The organism is Streptomyces sp. NPDC047981 (assembly GCF_040653315.1).
Lineage (GTDB): Bacteria > Actinomycetota > Actinomycetes > Streptomycetales > Streptomycetaceae > Streptomyces.
The window spans coordinates 23,462-43,345 of record NZ_JBEZNQ010000028.1; the positions used below are offsets into that span (position 1 = coordinate 23,462).

The 19,884-nt window shown below is 72.6% G+C and carries 13 protein-coding genes; 7 read left to right on the forward strand and 6 right to left on the reverse strand.

The window, feature by feature from the left end:
- Window positions 1-212: 212 nt before the first annotated feature.
- The 5 genes from AB0E14_RS18430 (at window position 213) to AB0E14_RS18450 (ending at window position 6,630) form a co-directional block, all read left to right on the forward strand.
- Window positions 213-1,874, forward strand: a complete 1,662-nt coding sequence (locus tag AB0E14_RS18430) for an amidohydrolase family protein (RefSeq protein ID WP_362418483.1) — start codon at window positions 213-215, stop codon at window positions 1,872-1,874.
- Window positions 1,875-2,018: 144 nt separating this feature from the next.
- The gene (locus AB0E14_RS18435; RefSeq protein ID WP_362418486.1) at window positions 2,019-3,368 is read left to right on the forward strand and encodes an MFS transporter; all 1,350 of its coding nucleotides are present in this window, start codon (window positions 2,019-2,021) and stop codon (window positions 3,366-3,368) included.
- A gap of 248 nt (window positions 3,369-3,616) precedes the next feature.
- Complete coding sequence (locus AB0E14_RS18440) at window positions 3,617-4,990, forward strand: AMP-binding protein (RefSeq protein ID WP_362418489.1); 1,374 nt, start codon at window positions 3,617-3,619, stop codon at window positions 4,988-4,990.
- A gap of 84 nt (window positions 4,991-5,074) precedes the next feature.
- Window positions 5,075-6,364: a family 16 glycosylhydrolase gene (locus AB0E14_RS18445; protein ID WP_362418492.1), complete on the forward strand. Its 1,290-nt coding sequence runs from the start codon at window positions 5,075-5,077 to the stop codon at window positions 6,362-6,364.
- A 65-nt stretch (window positions 6,365-6,429) separates the two neighbouring features.
- Window positions 6,430-6,630: a DUF5988 family protein gene (locus AB0E14_RS18450; protein WP_362418495.1), complete on the forward strand. Its 201-nt coding sequence runs from the start codon at window positions 6,430-6,432 to the stop codon at window positions 6,628-6,630.
- 191 nt (window positions 6,631-6,821) lie between these two features.
- Here AB0E14_RS18450 and AB0E14_RS18455 read toward each other — a convergent pair whose 3' ends face one another.
- The 3 genes from AB0E14_RS18455 to AB0E14_RS18465 are packed head-to-tail and all read right to left on the reverse strand — an operon-like array spanning window position 6,822 to window position 9,904.
- Window positions 6,822-7,784, reverse strand: a complete 963-nt coding sequence (locus tag AB0E14_RS18455; RefSeq protein ID WP_362418498.1) for a hypothetical protein — start codon at window positions 7,782-7,784, stop codon at window positions 6,822-6,824.
- Window positions 7,756-8,754 (reverse strand): hypothetical protein, encoded by a 999-nt coding sequence (locus tag AB0E14_RS18460; RefSeq protein ID WP_362418501.1) that lies wholly within the window; start codon window positions 8,752-8,754, stop codon window positions 7,756-7,758. Before AB0E14_RS18460 ends, AB0E14_RS18455 begins: the two co-directional genes overlap by 29 nt.
- A gap of 19 nt (window positions 8,755-8,773) precedes the next feature.
- Entirely contained in the window at window positions 8,774-9,904 is a 1,131-nt protein-coding gene (locus tag AB0E14_RS18465) for a hypothetical protein (RefSeq protein ID WP_362418504.1), read from the reverse strand.
- A 133-nt stretch (window positions 9,905-10,037) separates the two neighbouring features.
- Between AB0E14_RS18465 and AB0E14_RS18470 the strand changes: the two genes are divergently transcribed.
- Together AB0E14_RS18470 and AB0E14_RS18475 are read left to right on the forward strand one after the other, a co-directional pair.
- Window positions 10,038-11,120, forward strand: coding sequence for an ABC transporter substrate-binding protein (locus AB0E14_RS18470; RefSeq protein ID WP_362418507.1), 1,083 nt, complete (start codon window positions 10,038-10,040; stop codon window positions 11,118-11,120).
- A gap of 273 nt (window positions 11,121-11,393) precedes the next feature.
- Complete coding sequence (locus AB0E14_RS18475) at window positions 11,394-12,353, forward strand: ankyrin repeat domain-containing protein (RefSeq protein WP_362418510.1); 960 nt, start codon at window positions 11,394-11,396, stop codon at window positions 12,351-12,353.
- Between the two features lie 41 nt (window positions 12,354-12,394).
- Here AB0E14_RS18475 and AB0E14_RS18480 read toward each other — a convergent pair whose 3' ends face one another.
- The 3 genes from AB0E14_RS18480 to AB0E14_RS18490 form a co-directional block, all read right to left on the reverse strand.
- Complete coding sequence (locus AB0E14_RS18480; protein WP_362418513.1) at window positions 12,395-13,774, reverse strand: M1 family metallopeptidase; 1,380 nt, start codon at window positions 13,772-13,774, stop codon at window positions 12,395-12,397.
- Between the two features lie 43 nt (window positions 13,775-13,817).
- Window positions 13,818-17,723 carry a Pls/PosA family non-ribosomal peptide synthetase gene (locus AB0E14_RS18485; RefSeq protein WP_362418516.1) on the reverse strand — a complete coding sequence of 1,302 codons (3,906 nt, stop codon included), beginning with the start codon at window positions 17,721-17,723 and terminating at the stop codon, window positions 13,818-13,820.
- A 248-nt stretch (window positions 17,724-17,971) separates the two neighbouring features.
- Window positions 17,972-19,810 carry a glycoside hydrolase family 15 protein gene (locus tag AB0E14_RS18490; RefSeq protein ID WP_362418519.1) on the reverse strand — a complete coding sequence of 613 codons (1,839 nt, stop codon included), beginning with the start codon at window positions 19,808-19,810 and terminating at the stop codon, window positions 17,972-17,974.
- Window positions 19,811-19,884: the final 74 nt, after the last annotated feature.

Sequence of the window (19,884 nt, forward strand, 5' to 3'; positions counted from 1 at the left end):
CCGGACACCCACCGCCCGGCGGCCCGGACACGCACGTCGCGGCGGCACCGTCGGCCGCGACACCCCCGCCACAGACGATCCGTAGGTGAATCGATCTCAGACTTACGAAGAGTTTTTTCTGTTCACCTCTGGCCAACGCGTCGTTCGTTCCTTATCGTCCTCACGAACGATTCAGCCGTTCTGGCACCCTTGGCCGAAAGCAGGCTCCCCTCATGCACCACCCCCTCCCCCGGACCCGCGCCGAGCGCACCCTCCTCGTCACCGGTGCGGCCGTCGCCGTGCCCGGCACCGACGTGCGGGCCGAGGCCCTCGCCGTCCGCGGCGACCGTGTCGTCCACGTCGGCACGGCCGCCGACGCCCGCGCCGCGCTCGGCGGCAGCCCCGACGAGCACCTGGAGCTCGACGGCGGCCTGGTCCACCCGGGCTTCGTCGACGCCCACTGCCACCCGGTCATGTACGGCCAGGCGCTCGCCTGGGTCGACTGCCGCCCCGAGCGCGTACCGGACATCGACACGCTCGTCGCCGTGCTGACCGAGGCCGCCCGCGAGCTGCCGGCAGGCGTCCCGGTCCGCGGCTTCGGCTACGAACACCGCCGTCTCGCCGAGCGCCGCCACCCCACGTGCCACGACCTCGACCGGATCGCCACCGACCGCGAGGTGTACGTCATGAACGCCTCCGGTCACGGCGGCGTCGTCAACTCCCACACCCTGCGCGCCTGCGGCATCGCGGCCGGCACCCCGGACCCCGAGGGCGGCTCGATCGGGCGGTTCGCCTCCGGCGAGCCCGACGGGCAGCTGTGGGACGCCGCCTGCGACCTGCTCACCGGCCCCGGCGGCGTGAAGATCGGCAACCACGGCCCGAACTTCCACCTCTCCGAGCCCGACGCGATCATGGCCGACCATCTGATGCGGGCCCAGGAGACCTTCCTGGCCGCCGGGGTGACGACGGTCGGCGACGCCCAGGCCTCGCGCCGGGAGATGGAGACCTATCTGCGCGCCCGCGCGGACGGCTCGCTGCGCATGCGCGTCTCGGCGTACCTCACCTCCGCCCTGCTCGACACCGCCCTCGACCTCGGGGCGGTGCGCGGCTTCGGCGACGACCTGTTCCGCGTGCAGGGCGTGAAGTTCTACGCCGACGGGACGCTCGGCGGCTGGACCGCGTACTTCCCCGAGGGCTACGCGGCCGACTGCTGCCACCACGGGCAGCTCTACCACTCGGCCGAGGAGTACGCCGAGATCATCGCGAAGGCGCACCGGGCCGGGCTCCAGACCGCCACCCACGCGCAGTCCCCGTTCGCGATCGGCATGGTCCTCGACGCGATCGAGAAGGCCCAGGCGGACGTTCCGCGCGCCGACATGCGCCACCGCATCGAGCACTGCGGCCTGCCGACCGACGAGCAGATCACGCGCATGGGCGAGCTGGGCGTCGTCCCCGTCATGCAGCCGCAGCACCATCTCCGAACCGGCGACGGCACGCTGACGGCCGTCGGCGACCTCGGCCACCGCTACAACCCGGCAGGCCCCTGCCTGCCCGCCGGTGTCCCGGTCGTGTTCAGCTCCGACGCGCCGGTCGCCCCGCCCGCCCCGCTGGAGGCCGTCTCCGCGGCGGCGACCCGCCGCACCGTGCTCGGCACGGTCCTCGGCGACGCGTCGCTGCGCGTCCCGGTCGCCGACGGCCTGCACGCCCACACCGCCGCGGCCGCCGCGGCCCTGCACCGCGAGCACGCCGTCGGCGCCCTCGCGCCCGGGATGCTCGCCGACTTCGTCGTGCTGGACGCGGACCCGCTGCTCACCGACCCGGCCGCGCTCACCTCCATCGGCGTGCGCGAGACCTGGATCGGCGGCGAGCGCGCCTGGGCGGCCCCGGGCCGCTGACGCCCAACCCCTCGCGAGTCGGCGGCTCCCTCACGGCCACGCCCTCACCCGCGCTCCCCGCACTCCCCGCGCGCCTCTCCCCCGCCGTACCCCCGTCCCCGTCCCCGTTCCCGTCCCCCGCTCCCCGCCCTGCCGGAGGCCCCCGTGTCCCAGTCCCCAGCGGCACGCCCGCAGAACCCGATGAGAGCCGCGCTCGCCGCGCTCGTCGGCACATCCATCGAGTGGTACGACTTCTACGCGTTCGCCACCGCCGCCGCGATCGTCTTCGACGACGTCTTCTTCCCCGCCGACATGCCCCCGGCTCTGCGGACCCTGTCCGCGTTCGGTACCTTCGCGGTCGGCTTCCTGCTCCGCCCTCTCGGCGGCATCGTCTTCGGGCACATCGGTGACCGGGTCGGCCGCAAGAAGACCCTCGTCATCACCCTGCTCATGATGGGCGTCGCCTCCTTCGCCATCGGTCTGCTCCCGACGTACGCCCAGGTCGGCGTCCTCGCCCCGATCCTGCTCATCATGCTCCGCCTCATCCAGGGCATCGCGATCGGCGGCGAGTGGGGCGGCGCGGTCCTCGTCGCCGTGGAGAACGCCCCCAAGGGGCGGGCCACCTTCTTCGGCTCCTTCGCCCAACTCGGCTCCTCGGTCGGCGCCCTGCTGTCCACCGGCGCCTTCTCCCTGATGAGCCTCTGGGGCGACGAGGCCTTCGACAGCTGGGGCTGGCGCGTGCCCTTCCTCGCCTCCGCCGTCCTCGTCGTCATCGGCCTCGTCATCCGGCTGAAGCTGGAGGAGGCCCCGGTCATGGCCGAGATCAAGGCCCGGAACACCGCCACGGCCGAGACGAAGCTCCCGCTCGTGGAGGTCCTCCAGACCTCCTGGCGCACCGTCCTCGTCGGGGTCTTCGCGCTCGCCACGGCGACCGGCGGCTACTACGTGGTGACCAGCTATCTCCTGGCGTACGGCACGGGCGAGCTGGAGCTCTCCGAGTCGATGCTCCTGAACGGCCTCTCCCTGGCCGCCTTCCTGGAGCTCGTCGTGACCCCGGGCCTGTCCTGGCTCGGTGACCGCATCGGCGCGCACAAGGTCGTCGTGGCGGGCCTCGCGGGCGTCATCGTCCTGTCCGTCCCCCAGTTCCTCGCGCTCGGCACCGGGAGCGTGGCCCTGATCTACCTGAGCATGCTGGCGATGCGGCTCGTGATGTCCGCGCTGTACGGACCGATCGCGGCCATCCTCGCCGAGGGCTTCGAGCCCCGGGTGCGCTACACCGGAATCTCGCTCTCCTACCAGGTCTGCAACATGATCTTCGGAGGCTTCGCCCCGCTGGCCGCGGTCTCGCTCACCGCCCTCGCGGGCGGCCACTACTGGCCGGCGGCGGCACCGCTCATGGCCGTCTCCGCGATCGGCATCTGGTGCACGCTCCGGCTGCGCCGACTCGCCACGGGCGCCCCCGAGCCGGACGGCGCGGCGCCGCGGCCGGTGGAGGCGACCGTGCCGGTGGCGTGACCGGCTCCGCTCGGCAGAGGCCGGGGTCATGGGCGTCCGCGCCCGTGGCCCCGGCCGCCGTTCTCCCCGCGTGGCGGATGGGACGTTCACCGTGGCGGATTGGACGTTCCACCGAGGGAGTTCGGCGTCCATGGTCGGGAACACGCATTGTCCGTCGGGGGCTTCGGCGTCTTGGATGGCCGGGATCAGAGGGATCCGACCGCGGCGATCGCGGCGCGTGGGTCCGAGGCAGGCGCGGAAAGAAGCGGATGGCATCCATGCTCGACGGCTGCACGCCCTGGCCCGAGGAGTTCGTCGACCGCTACTGGTCGGTCGGGCTCTGGCGCGGCAACACGCTGGACAACCTCCTGCGCGGCTGGGCCCTGCAGTACGGCCCCCGGACGGCGCTCGTCCACCAGGACACCCGCCTCACCTACGCGGCCCTGAACCGGCGTGTGGACCGCATGGCCGCCGGCTTCCGGCTGCGCGGACTGCGGCCGGGGCAGCGGGTGGTCGTCCAGCTGCCGAACGTTCCCGAGTTCGTCGTCACCGCGTTCGCGCTGATGCGCGCGGGGGCGGTCCCCGTGTTCTGCCCGCTCGCGCACCCCGCCGCCGGGGTGGCCGAGCTCGTGCGGGTCACCCAGGCCGTCGGCTATGTCGCCGCGTCGGACCACCCCTTCTTCGACCACACGGCGCTCGCGGCGGACATCGCGGCCCGATGGCCCTTCCTCCGGCGGGTGTTCACCCTGGAGGCGCCCGAGGACGCGTCCCCGTACGGCGGTCTGACCACCGACCCGTCGGGCTGCCAGTACGGCCCCCTGGCCTCCGTCGACGCCGCCCCCGAGCCGGCGCTCGTGCAGAGCGCCGACCAGGTCGCCTTCTTCCTGCTGTCGGACCGCGGCACCGAGCGGCCCCCGCTCGTTCCGCGCACCCACGACGACTTCGCCTGTCAGGCGCTCGCGGCCGCCGATCTCGTGGCGCTCACCGAGGACGACGTCTGTCTCGTCGTGCCGCCCGCCGAGTCGCCCTTCGCTCTCGGCACCCCCGGTATCGTCGGCACTCTGTCGGCCGGCGGCACCGTGGTCCTGGCCGGCACCGCGGATCCCACCGAGTGCCTGCCGCTCGTCGAGCGGGAGCGGGTCACCGTCACGTCGGTGCCGGCCGAGGTGGCCCGGGCCTGGCTCGACGCGCACGCCGCGGTCCCGGCCGACCTGAGCAGCCTGCGGCTCGTCCAGCTCGACGGCGCGCCCGCGGACCGGGCGACCGCCGAACAGGTCGGCGCCGCCTGGGGCTGCCGACCGCAGCAGGTCTTCGGCATGGCAGAGGGGGTGCTCCTGCTCACCCGGCCCGCCGATCCGGACGGGACCGCGCTCGGCACACAGGGCCGTCCGCTCTCGTCCGACGACCAGCTCCGGATCGTCGACGCCGACGGCGGGAACGTGGCCGACGGGGAGCCCGGGGAGCTCCTCGCCCGTGGGCCGTCCACCCCGCGCGGCTACTACCGGGAGCCGGAGTGGAACGCACGCTCCTTCACCGCCGACGGCTGGTTCCGGACCGGCCGGCTCGCGCGGCGCACGGCGACGGGCGACCTGGAGGTGACCGGACGCCTCGCCGAGCGTGACGCGGGAGACTCAAGCTCTTGACCTGAACACGACATGGACGGTTGACTCCCCTCAGGATCTGGTCCAGACCAGCACTCGAATCACGCACCCGAATCGAGGCCCCCCATGTCCCTGCTCTCGCGCGCCCGCCCCCGCGCCGTACGGCTGGCGGCACTCGCCACCGCCGCGGTGACGCTCGCCCTCGGCTGGGGCCCGGCCACCTCCACCGCCCCCGGGACCGCTCAGCAGATCGCCCCGGCGGCGGGCGTCCAGGCCGTCACCTTCGAGGACACCTTCGACGGCCCGGCCGGCGCCGGGGTCGATCCCGGCAAGTGGCAGACCGAGACCGGGGACAACGGCGGCAACAACCACGAGCGCCAGTGGTACACGCCCGGCGCCGCCAACGCCGCCCTCGACGGCGAGGGCAACCTGGTCATCACCGCCCGCCGCGAGAACCCGGGCAACTACCAGTGCTGGTACGGCCGGTGCGAGTACACCTCGGCACGGCTGAACACCGCCGGGCGGTTCACCCAGACGTACGGGCATGTCGAGGCCCGGATGAAGGTGCCGCGCGGGCAGGGCATGTGGCCCGCGTTCTGGATGCTCGGCCACGACATCGGCCAGGTCGGCTGGCCGAACAGCGGTGAGATCGACATCATGGAGAACGTCGGCTACGAGCCCTCCACCGTCCACGGGACCCTGCACGGCCCCGGCTACTCGGGCGGCGGTGGCATCGGCGCCGCGTACACCCTCCCGGGCGGCCGCGCCTTCGCCGACGACTTCCACACCTTCGCGGTCGACTGGTCGCCGGGCGCCATCACCTGGAGCGTGGACGGCCAGGTCTTCCAGCGGCGCACCCCCGCCGATCTCGGCGGAAAGCAGTGGGTCTTCGACAAGCCCTTCTTCCTGATCCTCAACCTCGCGGTCGGCGGTGACTGGCCGGGGAACCCGGACGGTTCGACGCCCTTCCCGAACCACCTGGTCGTCGACCACGTCCGGGTCACCACCTCGGACGGCGGAGGCGGCGGCCCCACCGGAACCTTCACCGGACTCGCCGGCAAGTGCCTGGACGTGGCGGGCGCGCAGACCGCGAACGGCACCCAGGTCCAGCTCTACACCTGCAACGGCACCGCCGCCCAGCGCTGGACCCTGCCCGGCGACGGCACGGTACGGGCCCTCGGCAAGTGCCTGGACGTCGACGCCGCCTCCACCGCCCCCGGGGCCAAGGTCCAGCTCTGGGACTGCAACGGCAGCGGCGCCCAGCGCTTCGCCTACAACGGCACCACCCGGGACCTGGTGAACATCCCGGCCGACAAGTGCGTGGACGTCCGCGACAACAACCCTGCGGACGCGACCCCCGTCCAGACCTGGTGGTGCAGCGGCAACGCCAACCAGAAGTGGACCTTCACCAGCTGACACCCCCGAGGCCCGGACGCCCTCCCCGGCATGCGAGCCACGGCGGAAGTCGCGAGACTGGTCCCATGGCGCACAAGGCATTCCTGGAGGGCGGCCCGGCCGACCTGCCGGCCCGGGTCGTCCCGATCGAGACCCCCGGCCAGGACCTGAAGATCCCGTACCGGGGCGGCTACGAACACTTCAGGGAAACCCCCCGCCGCGAGGACACGGCGGAGGGCACCCTGCGGGTGTACGAGTGGTGGGAGCGGACGGAGATCGCCGAGTAGGACCGGGCCACCGCCCCTACCGCTCCCCCAGCGGTACCGCTACGGGCGCCGACCTCGTGGCCGGAGCATCATCTGCTGCTCGTCCGGGCCCCCCGCGGGTCGGTCCGGCGGTATCCGCGTGGCGAACAGCTCCCTTCCGTTCTCGGGGCCGAAGGTCATGAGCCCGATGAGCCGGTTGTCACTCTCGGCGATCAGCGCGGAGCCCGAATCCCCGTGCTGGAGCACGGCGGGTACGCCGGGGGTCGTCGACTCGTATCTGCCCCGATGAGGTTTCTCCAGTAGCTCCACCCCGTCCGGGGCCACCTGTCCTCGACGTCGAGTACGGCGTGGACCGTTTCGACCGTCGACCTCTGGACCTCGCCCGTCCTCGCCCCGATCCATCTCACCGTCTCGTCCGTCCTCGGATCTCTCCGGATCCGGATGAAGTCCTCTTCCTTGTGGAGGTCGTGGATGGCGTGCGACGTCAGACTCCGAGCGCCGGAAAGCACCGGAGGGACCACACACCAGGCGAAGTCGAACTCGTTGCAGAACGGATTCCGATGGACCCTGTCGCCGTAGTGGGACGTCACCAGGAAGGTCCCGTCACACACTCCGATCACCTGCGCTTCGACGTGCACGTCGAAGTCCGGTGCGGGTTGGTAGACATGGCACCCCGGCCGGTACCCGGTGCCCGGCCCGGAGGCCACGGTGCCGATCACATGGGCGTTGGTGAGGAGGCAGCGCTGGTCCTGGTAGTAGGTGGTCAGGCCCAGGGTGCCGTAGGGCAGTCCGACCATGGACATCCCGCGCTTCCCCTCGGGGTCGAACACGGCCGTGATCTGAAAGCCGCCGGGACACGGTCGCTGCTCGGAGCAGAGCCTGCCCATCGGCCTGATGACGCCGGTCTCGATCACATCCGTGGGCATGGAGACCGACCTGACCGATCCGTCCGGCTGGACGACATCGACGTCCACCGCGGGCGGCACGAGGAGATCCCGGTCCGTCAGGGCGTCCGGGCGCTTCTTCTCCATGACTCCGACGACGATCGCGGGCTGCCCCGTCCGTCGGCCGCCCACCCGCTTGACGGCGGTGTCGAGCATCACGATGTTGGGATAGGTGATCCAGTGCTCGACGACGCTGTGGGCCTCATCGAGGGGAACCGGTCCTGCGCTCATCGCCCACAGCCTCCTCACCCCTGAGGAGTCGCGCCATCCGCGGGGACATCGGCATCGTCTTCTCCAGCGGACGCGGCGGAAGCGCGAGGGGGTCGCGCGGACCGTCGATCACCGCGGGGTCCTCGGACCCGTAGATGAACGAGGACAGGGCCGTCCCCGTCGCGTCGAAGATCGTGACGACGTTGGTGAGTCCCCAGTACAGGTACATCTGGGCGCTCTCGCCTGCCGTGTTGTCGAAGGACTCCGACAGGAAGGACGTCGACTGGGTGTTCGTGGTGACCTGTTGAAAGGTGCTGGAGCCGGCGCTGACCGACGCCGACAGGCTGGTCGAGATCGGCCCCCAGCCCGCACTGGCGCTGACACCGACCGAGGTCGCCAGGTCCGCCTGCTGCGAACTCGTCGCCTCGATCCCCGAGCTGGTCGTGTAGCTCTCCGTCCGCACCTCTCCCTTCGCGATGCTGTACGACTGCGGCAGCCGTCGCCAGTACTGCTCCCGGGCCACGGTGTTGCCGTTGACGACTCCGCAGCCGACCACCACCCGTGGGGAGTCGGGAGGAACGATGACGTACGCGTTGGGTGTCGGGGGAATGCCGATGTCGTTGGGATCGAGCAGACAGCTGCAGTCGATCGTGATGTTCCAGTTCGGGCCGTCGGGCTGTGCGTTCATGGCGGGGAAGACGAGGGCGAAGGCGCCGCTGTAGCGGTTGACGAAGACGAAGTACGACCCGAAGTCGAGCGGTGTGGTGTAGGTCCGCCATTGTTCGCCCGGCTCCAGGTCGATGGCGGGGTTCCCCGGCCCGAAGGTGTTTCCCTGGGGCACCACGCCCAGCCACACACCGGTGTCGGAGACCAGGTAGCCGCCGAGAGGAATCTCCGTGGTGTTGGCGAACGTGAATCGACCCGTGTTCCCGGTGATCTGTGACGTCAACGTGCCGTCCAGCGCTTGCTGGTACATCTGGTTCATCCGCATGGCTTTCTCCCCGCCTGCGTCAGCGCGTCATGTGTGCGGAATCAGGGAGTTCGTAGGGGCCGCCGATCACGACGGGCTGTGTTCCCGTGACGACGGATCCGTACGTGGTGGTACAGCCCCAGTCGTAGACGGTCACGATGTCGGCCAACTGCCAGTACAGCATCATCTCGGGGGACTTGGCGTCCGTGTCGAGGCTGTACTTCTCGGAGACGTAGGAGGTCGTCTGCTCGGTCACCATGAGCTGCTGGAAACTCGTGGAGGCGGCGCTCAGGGAACCCGACACGGACGCGGACACCGGCCCCCAGCCGCCACCGACGGCGGCACTGACCGACGCTTCGAGCGTGTCGAGCCGAGAAGTCGTGTTCTGTCTCCCCGAAGACAACGTGTAGGACGACTCCTTCGTCTCACCCGGCGCGATGCTGTACGAGTTCGGCAGCCGCTGCCAACACTGTTCGCGCACCACGAGGTTGGGGGACAGGAAATCCGGAGGACCGACGACACCGCATCCGACGACGATCCGTGGCGAGTCCGTGGGAATGACGATCCCGGCGTCGGCGTCCGGTTCAGGTATCGCCCCGATGTCGTTCGGTTCCAGGAGGTCCCAGTCCGTGATGTAGACGTCGGTGGTGCCGTCGGTCGGGGTCTCGAAGACCGCGACGAAAGCGCCACTGAAGGCGTTGGTGAACAGCCAGTAGCACCCCTGGGTCGGGTACCGGACGGGCGTCGACACACCACCCTCGTATCCGGGCCTGCTCGCACCCTGCACGGACTGACCCGGCTGTCCGGGGTAGAACGCCTGGTTTCTCGCGTTCCAGCCCCATCGAGTACCGTCGTTGGCCACCTCGTACATGGAGAGCCATACAGGGGTCATGTTGTGGAATGTCAGCGACATGTCCAAGGGTGTGTTTCCTGACGACTTCAGCGTTCCGTCGATGGCCATCTGGTACGTGTCGTTCATCTGCATCGTCGTCTCCGCTCCGCCGTCCGGGAAGCTGACTGTCGGGGTTGCCTGTCGGGTCGACCGACCGGAGGAGAGATGCCAGGGCGCTGCCCGGTGACCTGTCGTACCGTCGCGGACATCGGAAACGCGCGTGCCTGCCGAACAGTCAGGGCTTCCGGTCGCTGCGTGCGAGAAGCGCACGTCCTCCACCAGTGAACACCTGCCGGGGCGTCCCCTCAAGCGGAACGCCACGGACCTGCCTCGGCGCCACGCCGGTCGTAGGGCTCGCGCCGACCGGGTAACGGGTTGCCCGGGGGCGCCGGTTGAGGATCCAATGTCCGCCATGGCCACCAAGATCCAGCCGCACACGATCGGCGCTCTCGTCCCCCTGACCCGACCCGGCTGGGTCGAGGCGGGGCACCACCTGCTCGCCGGGCTCGAACTGGGCGTCGGTGAGGTGAACGCGGCGGGCGGGGTCGCCGGACGACCGCTCGAACTCGTCGTCCGCGACACCGCCGCCGATCCGCGGCGGGCCGAGGCCGCCGTGGACGAACTGGCCGAGCTGGGCGTGGCCGCCCTGGCCGGCGAGTACCACAGCGTCGTGGCCCGCGCCGTCGCCGCTCGGGCGGACGCGCTGGGGGTGCCGTTCCTCTGCTCGTCGGCCGTACTCGACGCGCTCACCGACCATCCGACGGACCGGGTGGCCCGACTGGCCCCGGCCCAGTCCCACGGCTGGCGGATCTACGCGGACTTCCTCCTCGGCGCGGGCCACACCCGCATCGCCGTCGCGGCGGAACCGAGCGTCTACTGGGCGTCAGGCACCCGCATCCTGCGGGACCACGTCGCGCCGCGCGGCGGCACCGTCGTCGAACTCGACGCCCGCACGCTCACCCCCGAGGCCCTGTGCGACGCCCTCGTCGCCCAGCGCGCGACGGCGCTCCTCCTCCTGGTCGGTCACCCGGAGCCGGCGGTGCCGATCGTGACGTCCGTACGCGACGACCCGCGCCTCGCCGACCTCCTGATCGGCGCGCCCGCCGGACAGCCGGAACTCCCCTCCTGGGAGGCGTCCCTGGGCAGGGCCGGCGCCGGCATCCCCTTCCTCCGTTACCTGCCCGAGCGCCTCGGCCCCCTCGGCGCCCGCGTCGACACCGCCCTGCGCGACCGGCTGGGCGAAGCGCCCTCCTTCGTCGCCTTCGAGGGCTACGACACGATCACCGTCCTCGCCGAGGTCCTCCGCTCCCACGCGACGGACCGGGCCGGCATCGCCGCGTCCTGGCCGCACGTCACGGCCGAGGGCACCCGCGGCCCGATCCGCTTCTCCCGCACGCCGGGGATCGGCGTCCGGCAGTGGACCTGGCCCCCCGTCCAGGTCGTCGACCGCGATCCGACGGATCCAGGCCGCTTCCGTGTCCGCCACACCGGCTGATCAGGGAGCGGAACGCAGCGGCGCTGCCTGCCATGTCGTCCCCGGCGGCTGAAGGAGCGGCGAGGGCTCGGGGCCGGGGGCGGCGGTGACGACGACTCCGGCGGCCGTGGGGTCTCGGCCGGCCGGCGGGTGCGCTCGCCGGCCGACGCGCCCGGCGGAGGATCGCGGTCGTGAGGTCGGCGTGCCGCAGGTCTCCATGGGAACGGGAGCCTGGCTGCCGCCCGGAAGACGATCAAGAGCGCTGTTGTCAGACCCTCGTGCCACGGTGGACCCATGGTGACGGAGAGCGGCCGTGGGTGGCAGGGCATGGGGTGGGACTGGACGGATCACGAGGAGGTCCGAGGGCGGCTGGAACGGGGGGCGGATCCGGAGGAGTGGAGTGGCGGGCGACCCTTGCACCGGGCGGCGGTGTTCGGATCGCCCGCGGTCGTCGGGGAGTTGGCGCGGCGGGTCGCGGACGTGGACGCGCTGGAGAACGGGGTGACGGCGCTGTGGGAGGCCGTCGTCTCCAGGAAGCCGGAGAACGCGCGGGCGCTCGTCGCCGCCGGGGCAGATCCGTGGCGGCCCTCGCTCGGTGGCTGGTCGCCGGGGCGGTTGAGTCTGGCCGGGCCGACACCGGGGCTGTTCGCGGTGCCGGACGGTGTGCGGCTGAGCGATGCCGAGCGGGCGGCCGGTGAGGAGGCCGCGCGACTTGTCGCCGCGCTGGGAACGTTCCACTACGACGGCACGGGACTGGCCTGCGTGGCCGGCATCGATGCCGCCGAAGCGGTCAGGCGGCTGGAAGCGACGCCTGCGGACGAGGAGTTCGGCGACGAGGTGATGGAGGATCCGTACGCGTACGACATGGAGGAGACCCAGTGGCTCATCGGGGTGACGACCGTGCCGGGCGGCTGCGTCGTGACCCAGCCGTGGGGGTACGCGCCGCAGATGCCGGGCGTGCTGCGGCGGCTCTCCGCGGGGACCGTCTGCTACGGCCTGTACGCCAACCCCAAGAGCGGCAACCAGGGCAGCATCGCCCGCGACGGCGTCGTCGAAGGATGGGACCTGCACCCGGGCGGCGGCCCTGACGAGGGCGACACCGCCGAGCAGGTCCTGGCCTCGTATCTCTACCGGCTCAAGGCGGTGGCCTACACGTGCGCTCAGGCGGGAGTGCGTCCCGACGACGCCCGCGCGGTCGTCGGACCCGCCGATCGGTGGGTCGAGCTGCCGCCTCGGGACTACTGGGACCGCTGACCGCCGCGTTGTGCGCGGCGCACCCCTGACGGGCCCGCGGGCTACCTGCCGTTCGTCGGCGGGTAGCCGGGGCGGGCCGGGATCGGCGCCGCGCCCTGGGCCGAGGGCAGGGGCGGCAGGGACGGCCGGTGCAGCCAGGCCCGCAGCAGGTCGTCCACCGGCTCGTCGGCGTAGCGGGCCACGTGGGCGGTGAACCCGGCGGTGGTCACCACGCCGTTGCGGTGGACGGTCGCCCAGTCGCGCAGCATCCGGAAGAAGGCGGTGTCGCCGAGGGCGCAACGGATCGCGTGCACGGTGAGCCCACCGCGTTCGTAGAGCCGGTCGTCGAACATGAGCTTGCGGCCCGGGTCGGCGAGGACCAGGTCCTGCGGCCGGGTGGCGAGCAGCCGGTGCGCGACGGCGGCCAGCTCCTGCGCGGAGCGGCCGCCCGAGCGCTCCGACCAGAGCCACTCGGCGTACTTGGCGAGGCCCTCGTTGAGCCAGATGTGCCGCCAGTCGGCGATCGTCACGCTGTTGCCGAACCACTGGTGCGCGAGTTCGTGGGCGATCAGGCGCTCGGAGCCGCGCGCGCCGTCGACGTGGTTGGCGCCGAAGAGGGAGAGGCCCTGGGCCTCCACGGGGACGTCGAGGTCCTCGTCGGCGACGACGACCGTGTACTCGCCGAAGGGGTAGGGCCCGTACAGCTCCTCGAAGAGCCGCATCATCGCGGGCTGCCGCGCGAAGTCGCGGGAGAAGCGGGGCAGCAGGTGCGGCGGCACATGGGCGCTCTGCGGCACACCGCCGAGCCCGGGGTCGCCGAGCAGCACCGTCTGGTGCATGCCGATGGAGAGGCCGACGAGGTAGCTGGAGGTCGGCGCGGACTGCTCGTACACCCAGGTGGTGGTGGAGGACTTGGTGGTACGGGTGAGCAGCCGGCCTCCCGCCACCACGGTGTACGCGGACGGGGTGTTGACCGAGATCTGGTACGAGGCCTTGTCGGCCGGGCGGTCGTTGCAGGGGTACCAGGAGGGCGCGCCGACGGGCTGGCTCGCGACGAGGGCGCCGTCGGTCAGCTCCTCCCAGCCGAGGCCGCCCCAGGGGCTGCGCACCGGCTTGGGGTTGCCCGCGTAGTGCACCTCGACGGTGAACGCGGCGCCGGCGGGCAGCGGCTTGGCCGGCCGGAGGCGGAGCCGGCCGGCGCGGTGGGTCCAGTGCGGGGCCTTGCCGTCCACGAGGATCCGGCCGACCTTGAACTCGCCCAGGTTGAGCTGGAACTCGGTGAGCGGGGCCCGGCCCGCTATGGCGCTGATCCGGGCCGTCCCGGCCAGCCGGTTCGGGCCGGGACGGTACTCCAGCGCCAGTTCGTACCGGTGCACGCGGTACCGGGAGTCGCCGTTGGCCGGAAAGTACGGGTCCGACGCCGTTGTCTGCTGGCCGCTCACTGCCGCTTACGCTCCCTGCCCTGTGCTGTGCTCGTACCGCCCGTCAGGGCCGCCACGCCTCGATCGGATTGCCCAGCCAGCGGGTGTCGGCGGGGACTGACTCCCCGGCCATCACGAGCGAGGCGGGACCCAGTGTGCTGCGGGCCCCGACCGAACTGCCGGGCAGGACGATTCCGCCCGGGCCCAGGGTGGCGCCCTCGCGGAGGACCACAGTATCCGTCCTCAAGATCCGGTCATGGAAGAGGTGGGTCTGCAGGACACAGCCCCGGTTCACGCTGGCCGCGGCGCCGAGCACCACCAGGTCGGTCTCCGGGAGCCAGTAGCTCTCGCACCACACGCCCCGGCCGATCCGGGCTCCGAGGCCGCGCAGCCACAGGGTCATCACGGGCGTACCGGGCACCGAGCCGATCAGCCAGGGCACGGCGAGGACCTCGACGAAGGTGTCGGCGAGTTCGTTGCGCCAGACGAAGCCGCACCAGAGGGGGTGCTCGCCGGTCCTGTGCCGGCCGACGAGCAGCCACTTCGCCGCCGCCGAGACGAGGCACGCGGCGACCCCGGCGGTGAGCAGGACCGCCCCGGAGAGCAGCGCGGCGCCGGTGATCCCGAGCCCGTCCGTCGCGGCGACGGCGCACAGCGCCGCCACGGTCAGGACGGCGAGCGCGGAGGAGCAGAACACCGGGACGAGCCGGCACAGCTCGACGAGGCCGCGCGCCCACAGCAGCCGGGCGGGCGGGTCGTAGGTACGGCTCTGGTCGGAGTCGGCGGCGGAGCGGGGAAGCTTCACGGGCGGCAGGCCCAGGTAGGAGCTGCCCTTCTTGGCCTTCTTCGGGGTCGCGGACAACACCCCGACCAGGCCGTCGTCCGGCACCGTGCGGCCGGGCGCGGTCATGCCGGAGTTGCCGAGGAACGCGCGGCGGCCGATCTCGGAGTGGCCGATCCGCACCCAGCCGCCGCCCAGCTCGTAGGGCGCGGTCAGGGTGTCGTCGGCGAGGAACGCGCCCTCGCCGACGGTGGTGAGGCTGGGCAGGGCGAGCACCGTGGACACCTCGGCGCCCCGGCCGATCTTCATGCCGAGCAGCCGCAGCCACACGGGGGTGATCAGCCCGGCGTAGAGCGGGAAGAGGGTCTCCCGGGCCAGGTCCATCAACTGGGTCACGGTCCAGGCCTGCCAGGCGACCCGGCTGTGCGTGGGGTGGCTGCCGGTGCGCAGCCCGATGCTGAGGAGCCGGACGGAGACCAGGACGAGCGTCGCGTACGCGAGTCCGTAGGCGAGCGCCGCGGGGACGACCGCGATCAGCGCCCCGGTCAGGGCGTCGGCGAGTCCGGCGCCTGCGGGCACGAAGCGGCTGACGACGAGCAGCGCCGGCAGAGCGGCGAGGACGGGAAGGAGGGTCAGGCCGAGGCCGGTCGCGCCGTAGAGGGCCCGCCAGTGGACCGCGCGCGGCGGGCGCTCCTTGGGCCAGTTGCGCTTGGCCTTGCCGAGCTTGACGGCGGGCGCGCCGGCCCAGCGCTGGCCGGTCGGGATCTGTCCGGCGACGGCCGAGCCCGGGGCCACCTCGGCCCGCTTGCCGACCCGGGCGCCGGGGAAGAGCATGCTGCGGGTGCCGACCACGGCGCCCGCGCCGACCTTGACGGGGCCGATCTCCAGGCGGTCGCCGTCCAGCCAGTAGCCGGAGAGGTCGACCTCGGACTCGACGGCGCAGCCGCGGCCGAGCTTGAGCAGGCCGGTGACCGGCGGCAGCGAGTGCAGGTCCACCTCGGGGCCGACCTTGGCTCCCAGGGCGCGGGCGTACCGCTCCAGCCAGGATCCGGTGAGGGAGGTCGCGCCGACGTACTCGGCGAGCCGCTCGGCGGTCCACAGCCGCAGGTGGACGCTGCCGCCGCGCGGGTGGCGGCCCGCCTTCACGCCGCGCAGCAGGAGGCGTGCGCCGCCGGCGGCGATCGCGATCCGGCCCGGCGGGCTGAAGAGCAGGGCGGCCCCGGCGGCGATCAGCCACCAGGAGGCGGTCGGCGCCCACGGGTAGGGCCCGAACCAGTGCAGGACGTTGCCGAGGGCGAGCAGGGCGACCGTCCAGCGCAGACCGATCACGGTGAACAGGGGCAGCAGCAGGGCCGACTGCGTGAGCCCGGCCCGCAGCGGTACGGGGGCGATGGTGCGGGCCGCGCCGTCGTCCTGGACGGACTTCTCGAGGCGCCGGGCCAGCTTGCGCAGGGTGGGCTGCTGGTAGATGTCGAGGACGGCCGCGCTCGGGTAGCGGGTGCGCAGCCGGGTGGTGAGCTGGGCGGCGGCGAGGCTGTTGCCGCCGATGGCGAAGAAGTCGTCGGTGGCGCCGGTGACGGCCACGCCGAGGGTCTCGCTCCACTGTTCCGCGAGCCAGGCCTCGGTGCCGTAGAGCTGCTCGACGGGTCCGGTGGTCTCCAGGTCGGGCAGCGGCCAGGGCAGCGCGTCCCGGTCCACCTTGCCGGAGGTGCGGGTCGGCAGCTCGGCGACGGGGGCGAGCAGGGGCACGAGGGCGGCGGGCAGCTCGGCGCGCAGCCGCTCGACGGCGGCCGCGTGGTCCCAGCCGTCCTGGGTGACGAGGTAGCCGACGAGGAGCTGGTTGCCGCTGCGCGCGGTGCGGACGGCGGCGGCGGCGCCGGCGACGCGGGGCAGCGCCTGCAGGGCGGCGTCCACCTCGCCCAGCTCGATCCGGCGGCCGCCGAGCTTGATCTGCTCGTCGCCCCGGCCGAGGAAGACCAGCCCCTCGGGTTCGGCGCGGACGAGGTCGCCGCTGCGGTAGGCGCGGTCCCAGCCGAGGGACTCCAGCGGGGCGTACTTCTCGGCGTCCTTCTCCGGGTCCAGGTAGCGGGCGAGGCCGACGCCGCCGATCACCAGCTGGCCGCTGCCGCCCATCGGGACCGGTTCGCCGGACTCGTCGACGACGGCCAGTTCCCAGCCGTTCAGCGGGAGCCCGATCCTGATCGGCTCCTCGCCGGTCAGGAGGGAGGCGCAGGCGACGACGGTGGCCTCGGTGGGGCCGTACGTGTTCCAGACCTCGCGGCCCTCGGTGACGAGCCGCTGCGTCAGCTCGGGCGGGCAGGCCTCGCCGCCGAAGATCAGCAGCCTGACCTCGTCGAGGGTCTCGGGCTCCCAGAGAGCGGCCAGCGTCGGCACGGTCGAGACGACGGTGATCTCCTGCTCCACCAGCCAGGGGCCGAGGTCGGCGCCGCTGCGGACCTGGGAGCGCGGGACGGGCACGAGGCAGGCGCCGTAGCGCCAGGCCAGCCACATCTCCTCGCAGGAGGCGTCGAAGGCGACGGAGAGCCCGGCCATGACCCGGTCGCCGGGGCCGATCGGCTCCTCGGCGAGGAAGAGCGCGGCCTCGGCGTCCACGAAGGCGGCGGCGCTGCGGTGGCTGACGGCGACGCCCTTGGGCTTGCCGGTGGAGCCGGAGGTGAAGATGATCCAGGCGTCGTGCTCGGGCCCCGGCCGCCCGGCCGGAGCGGCGTCGGCCGCGTCACGGGTGCCGTCGACGCGCCCGCCGGCCCCCAGCACCGCGCGGACGTCGGCCTCGCCGAAGACCAGCTCGGCCCGCTCGTCGGGGTCCTCCGCGTCGACCGGCACGTAGGCGGCGCCGGCCGCGAGGACGGCGAGGATCGACGCGTACAGCTCGTTGGTGCCCGAGGGGACGCGGACGCCGACCCGGTCGCCGAGGCCGACGCCCGCGGCGGACAGGGCGCGGCGCCTGCGCTCGACCTCGGTGGCGAGCGCGCGGTAGGTCAGCCGGGTGGTGCCGTCGTCGAGGGCCGGCTCGTCGGGGTGGGCCCGGACGGACTCCTCGAAGATGTCGATCAGGGTGCGCGGGGGTGCGGCGGGCCCTGCGGAGAACCGGGCGTGCTTCCCGGTCTCCTCGCCCGCGTCCGCGTCGTCGAGGAGGGTGAGCTCACCGCTGTGAGTTGTGGCTGCCATCGGCCCTCGCGTCTCGTTCCCGGCGTCATCCGGGTCGCCGGGCGGAGCCCGGGTCTGCCCAGGTTGTTCCGTTCCGACGCCAAACAGCCCGCCAGTCTAGTCCGTCGGGGATGAATTTCTCGTCGATGCCTTGCGCGTGGCTGGGAAGGAGCGGTATTGGAGCCCCGCGCACGCCGGTATCGAGGCGGTCGTCGAGGTTCCTGCCGGGGCGTCCTTCGGGACCTTCGCCGCAGTGGCCGTCGCGGCGGTCACCGGGGCGGGTTCCAGGCCTCGGCCGCCCTGTCGAGTTCCTCGTCGAGGGCCATGGCCGCGGTGATCAGGGCGAGGTGGGTGAAGGCCTGCGGGAAGTTCCCGAGTTGCTCGCCGGTCGGGCCGATCTCCTCGGCGAAGAGGCCGACGTGGTTGGCGTAGGTGAGCATCTTGTCCATCGCGTACCGGGCTTGGTCGAGCCGGCCGGCCCGGGCCATTGCCTCGACGTAGAGGAAGCTGCAGAGGGAGAAGGTGCCCTCGGAGCCGCGCAGGCCGTCGGGGGACGCCTCCGGGTTGTAGCGGTAGACGAGGCTGTCCGTGACGATCTCCCGGTCCATCGCGTCGAGGGTGGCCAGCCAGGAGGGCGCCCTCGGCGAGATGAAGCCGACCAGGGGCATGAACAGCAGGGACGCGTCCAGGACCTCGCTGCCGTAGTGCTGGACGAAGGCCCGCCGCTCGGGGTTCCAGCCGCGCTCCATGACCTGGGTGAGGATCGCGTCCCGCTGCTCGATCCACCGCGGCAGATCGGCGGGGCGGGCGTACTGGGTGGCCAGGCGGATGCCCCGATCGAGGGCGACCCAGCACATCACACGGCTGTACGTGAAGTCCTTGCGGCCGCCGCGGGTCTCCCAGATCCCCTCGTCGGGCCGGTCCCAGTGGTCGGCGAGCCAGTCGAGGAGCGCGGCGAAACCCTTCCACGCCTCGTAACCGGCGAGCTCGGCGAGGTCCGCGGAGTGGGTCATCGCGTAGGCGAACTCGCCGTAGACATCCAGCTGGAGCTGGTCGGCCGCCCCGTTCCCGGCCCGTACGGGAGCGGAGTCGCGGTACCCGGAGAGGTGGTCCAGGATCTCCTCGGGCAGCTCGGGGTCGCCGTCGATCCGGTACATGATCTGCATCGGTTCGCCGCCGGGCGGCCGGGGCCCGCGGAAGCGTGCGCCGAGCCAGCGGCGGAAGGCGTCGGCCTCGTCGAGGTATCCGAGGTCGAGCAGGACGCGCATGGAGAGGGAGGCGTCGCGGATCCAGGTGTAGCGGTAGTCCCAGTTCCGCTCGCCGCCGATCTGTTCCGGCAGGCCCATGGTGGGCGAGGCGATGGGGGCTCCGGTGGGGGCGTAGATGAGCAGTTTCAGGGTGATGACCGAGCGGTTGACCATGTGCTGCCAGCGGCCCCGGTAGCGGCAGCGGCGGATCCAGGCGTGCCAGTACGCGTGGGTCTCCCGCTGCTCGGTCTCCAGCTCCGACGCGGTGACGGGGGCGGGTGCGGCGGCGCCGGGCGAGGCGGTCTCCAGGACGATCCCGGCCCGCTCGCCCTGGTGGAGGGTGACGGTGGCGCGGACGTCCTGGCCGTCGGCGTCCAGCGGGACGGAGCTGCTCAGGTGGACGTCGAGGCCGGGGCCGTGGAAGGTGGCGGCGGTGCCGTCGAGGGTGAGGGTGTGCGGGGCGCGGCCGTAGTCGAAGCGCGGTCGGCACTGGACGTCGAAGGTGAGCGTCCCGCGGACGACGCGCAGGACGCGGACCAGGCGGTGCCGGTCGGTGGCCTCCTCCGGGCGCTCGGCCACCGGCATGAAGTCGACGACCTCGCCGACCCCTTCCGGGGTGAGGAAGCGGGTGATCAGGACGGCCGTGTCGGGGAGGTAGAGCTGGCGGACCGTCACGTCGTCCAGGACGGGAGCGATGGTGAAGTGGCCGCCGCGTTCCTCGTCGAGGAGGGAGGCGAAGATGCTCGGCGAGTCGAAGCGGGGGGCGCAGAACCAGTCCACCGCGCCGCCCGCGGAGATCAGGGCGGCGCTCTGGAGGTCGCCGATCAGTCCGTGGTCCGCGATCGGTGGGTAGCCGGGCACGCAGGACCTCGCTTCCGCCGCGTCTGTTCTCTGCGCGTCCACGCAACCCGTCGCCGTCCGGGCCGGCAACTCGG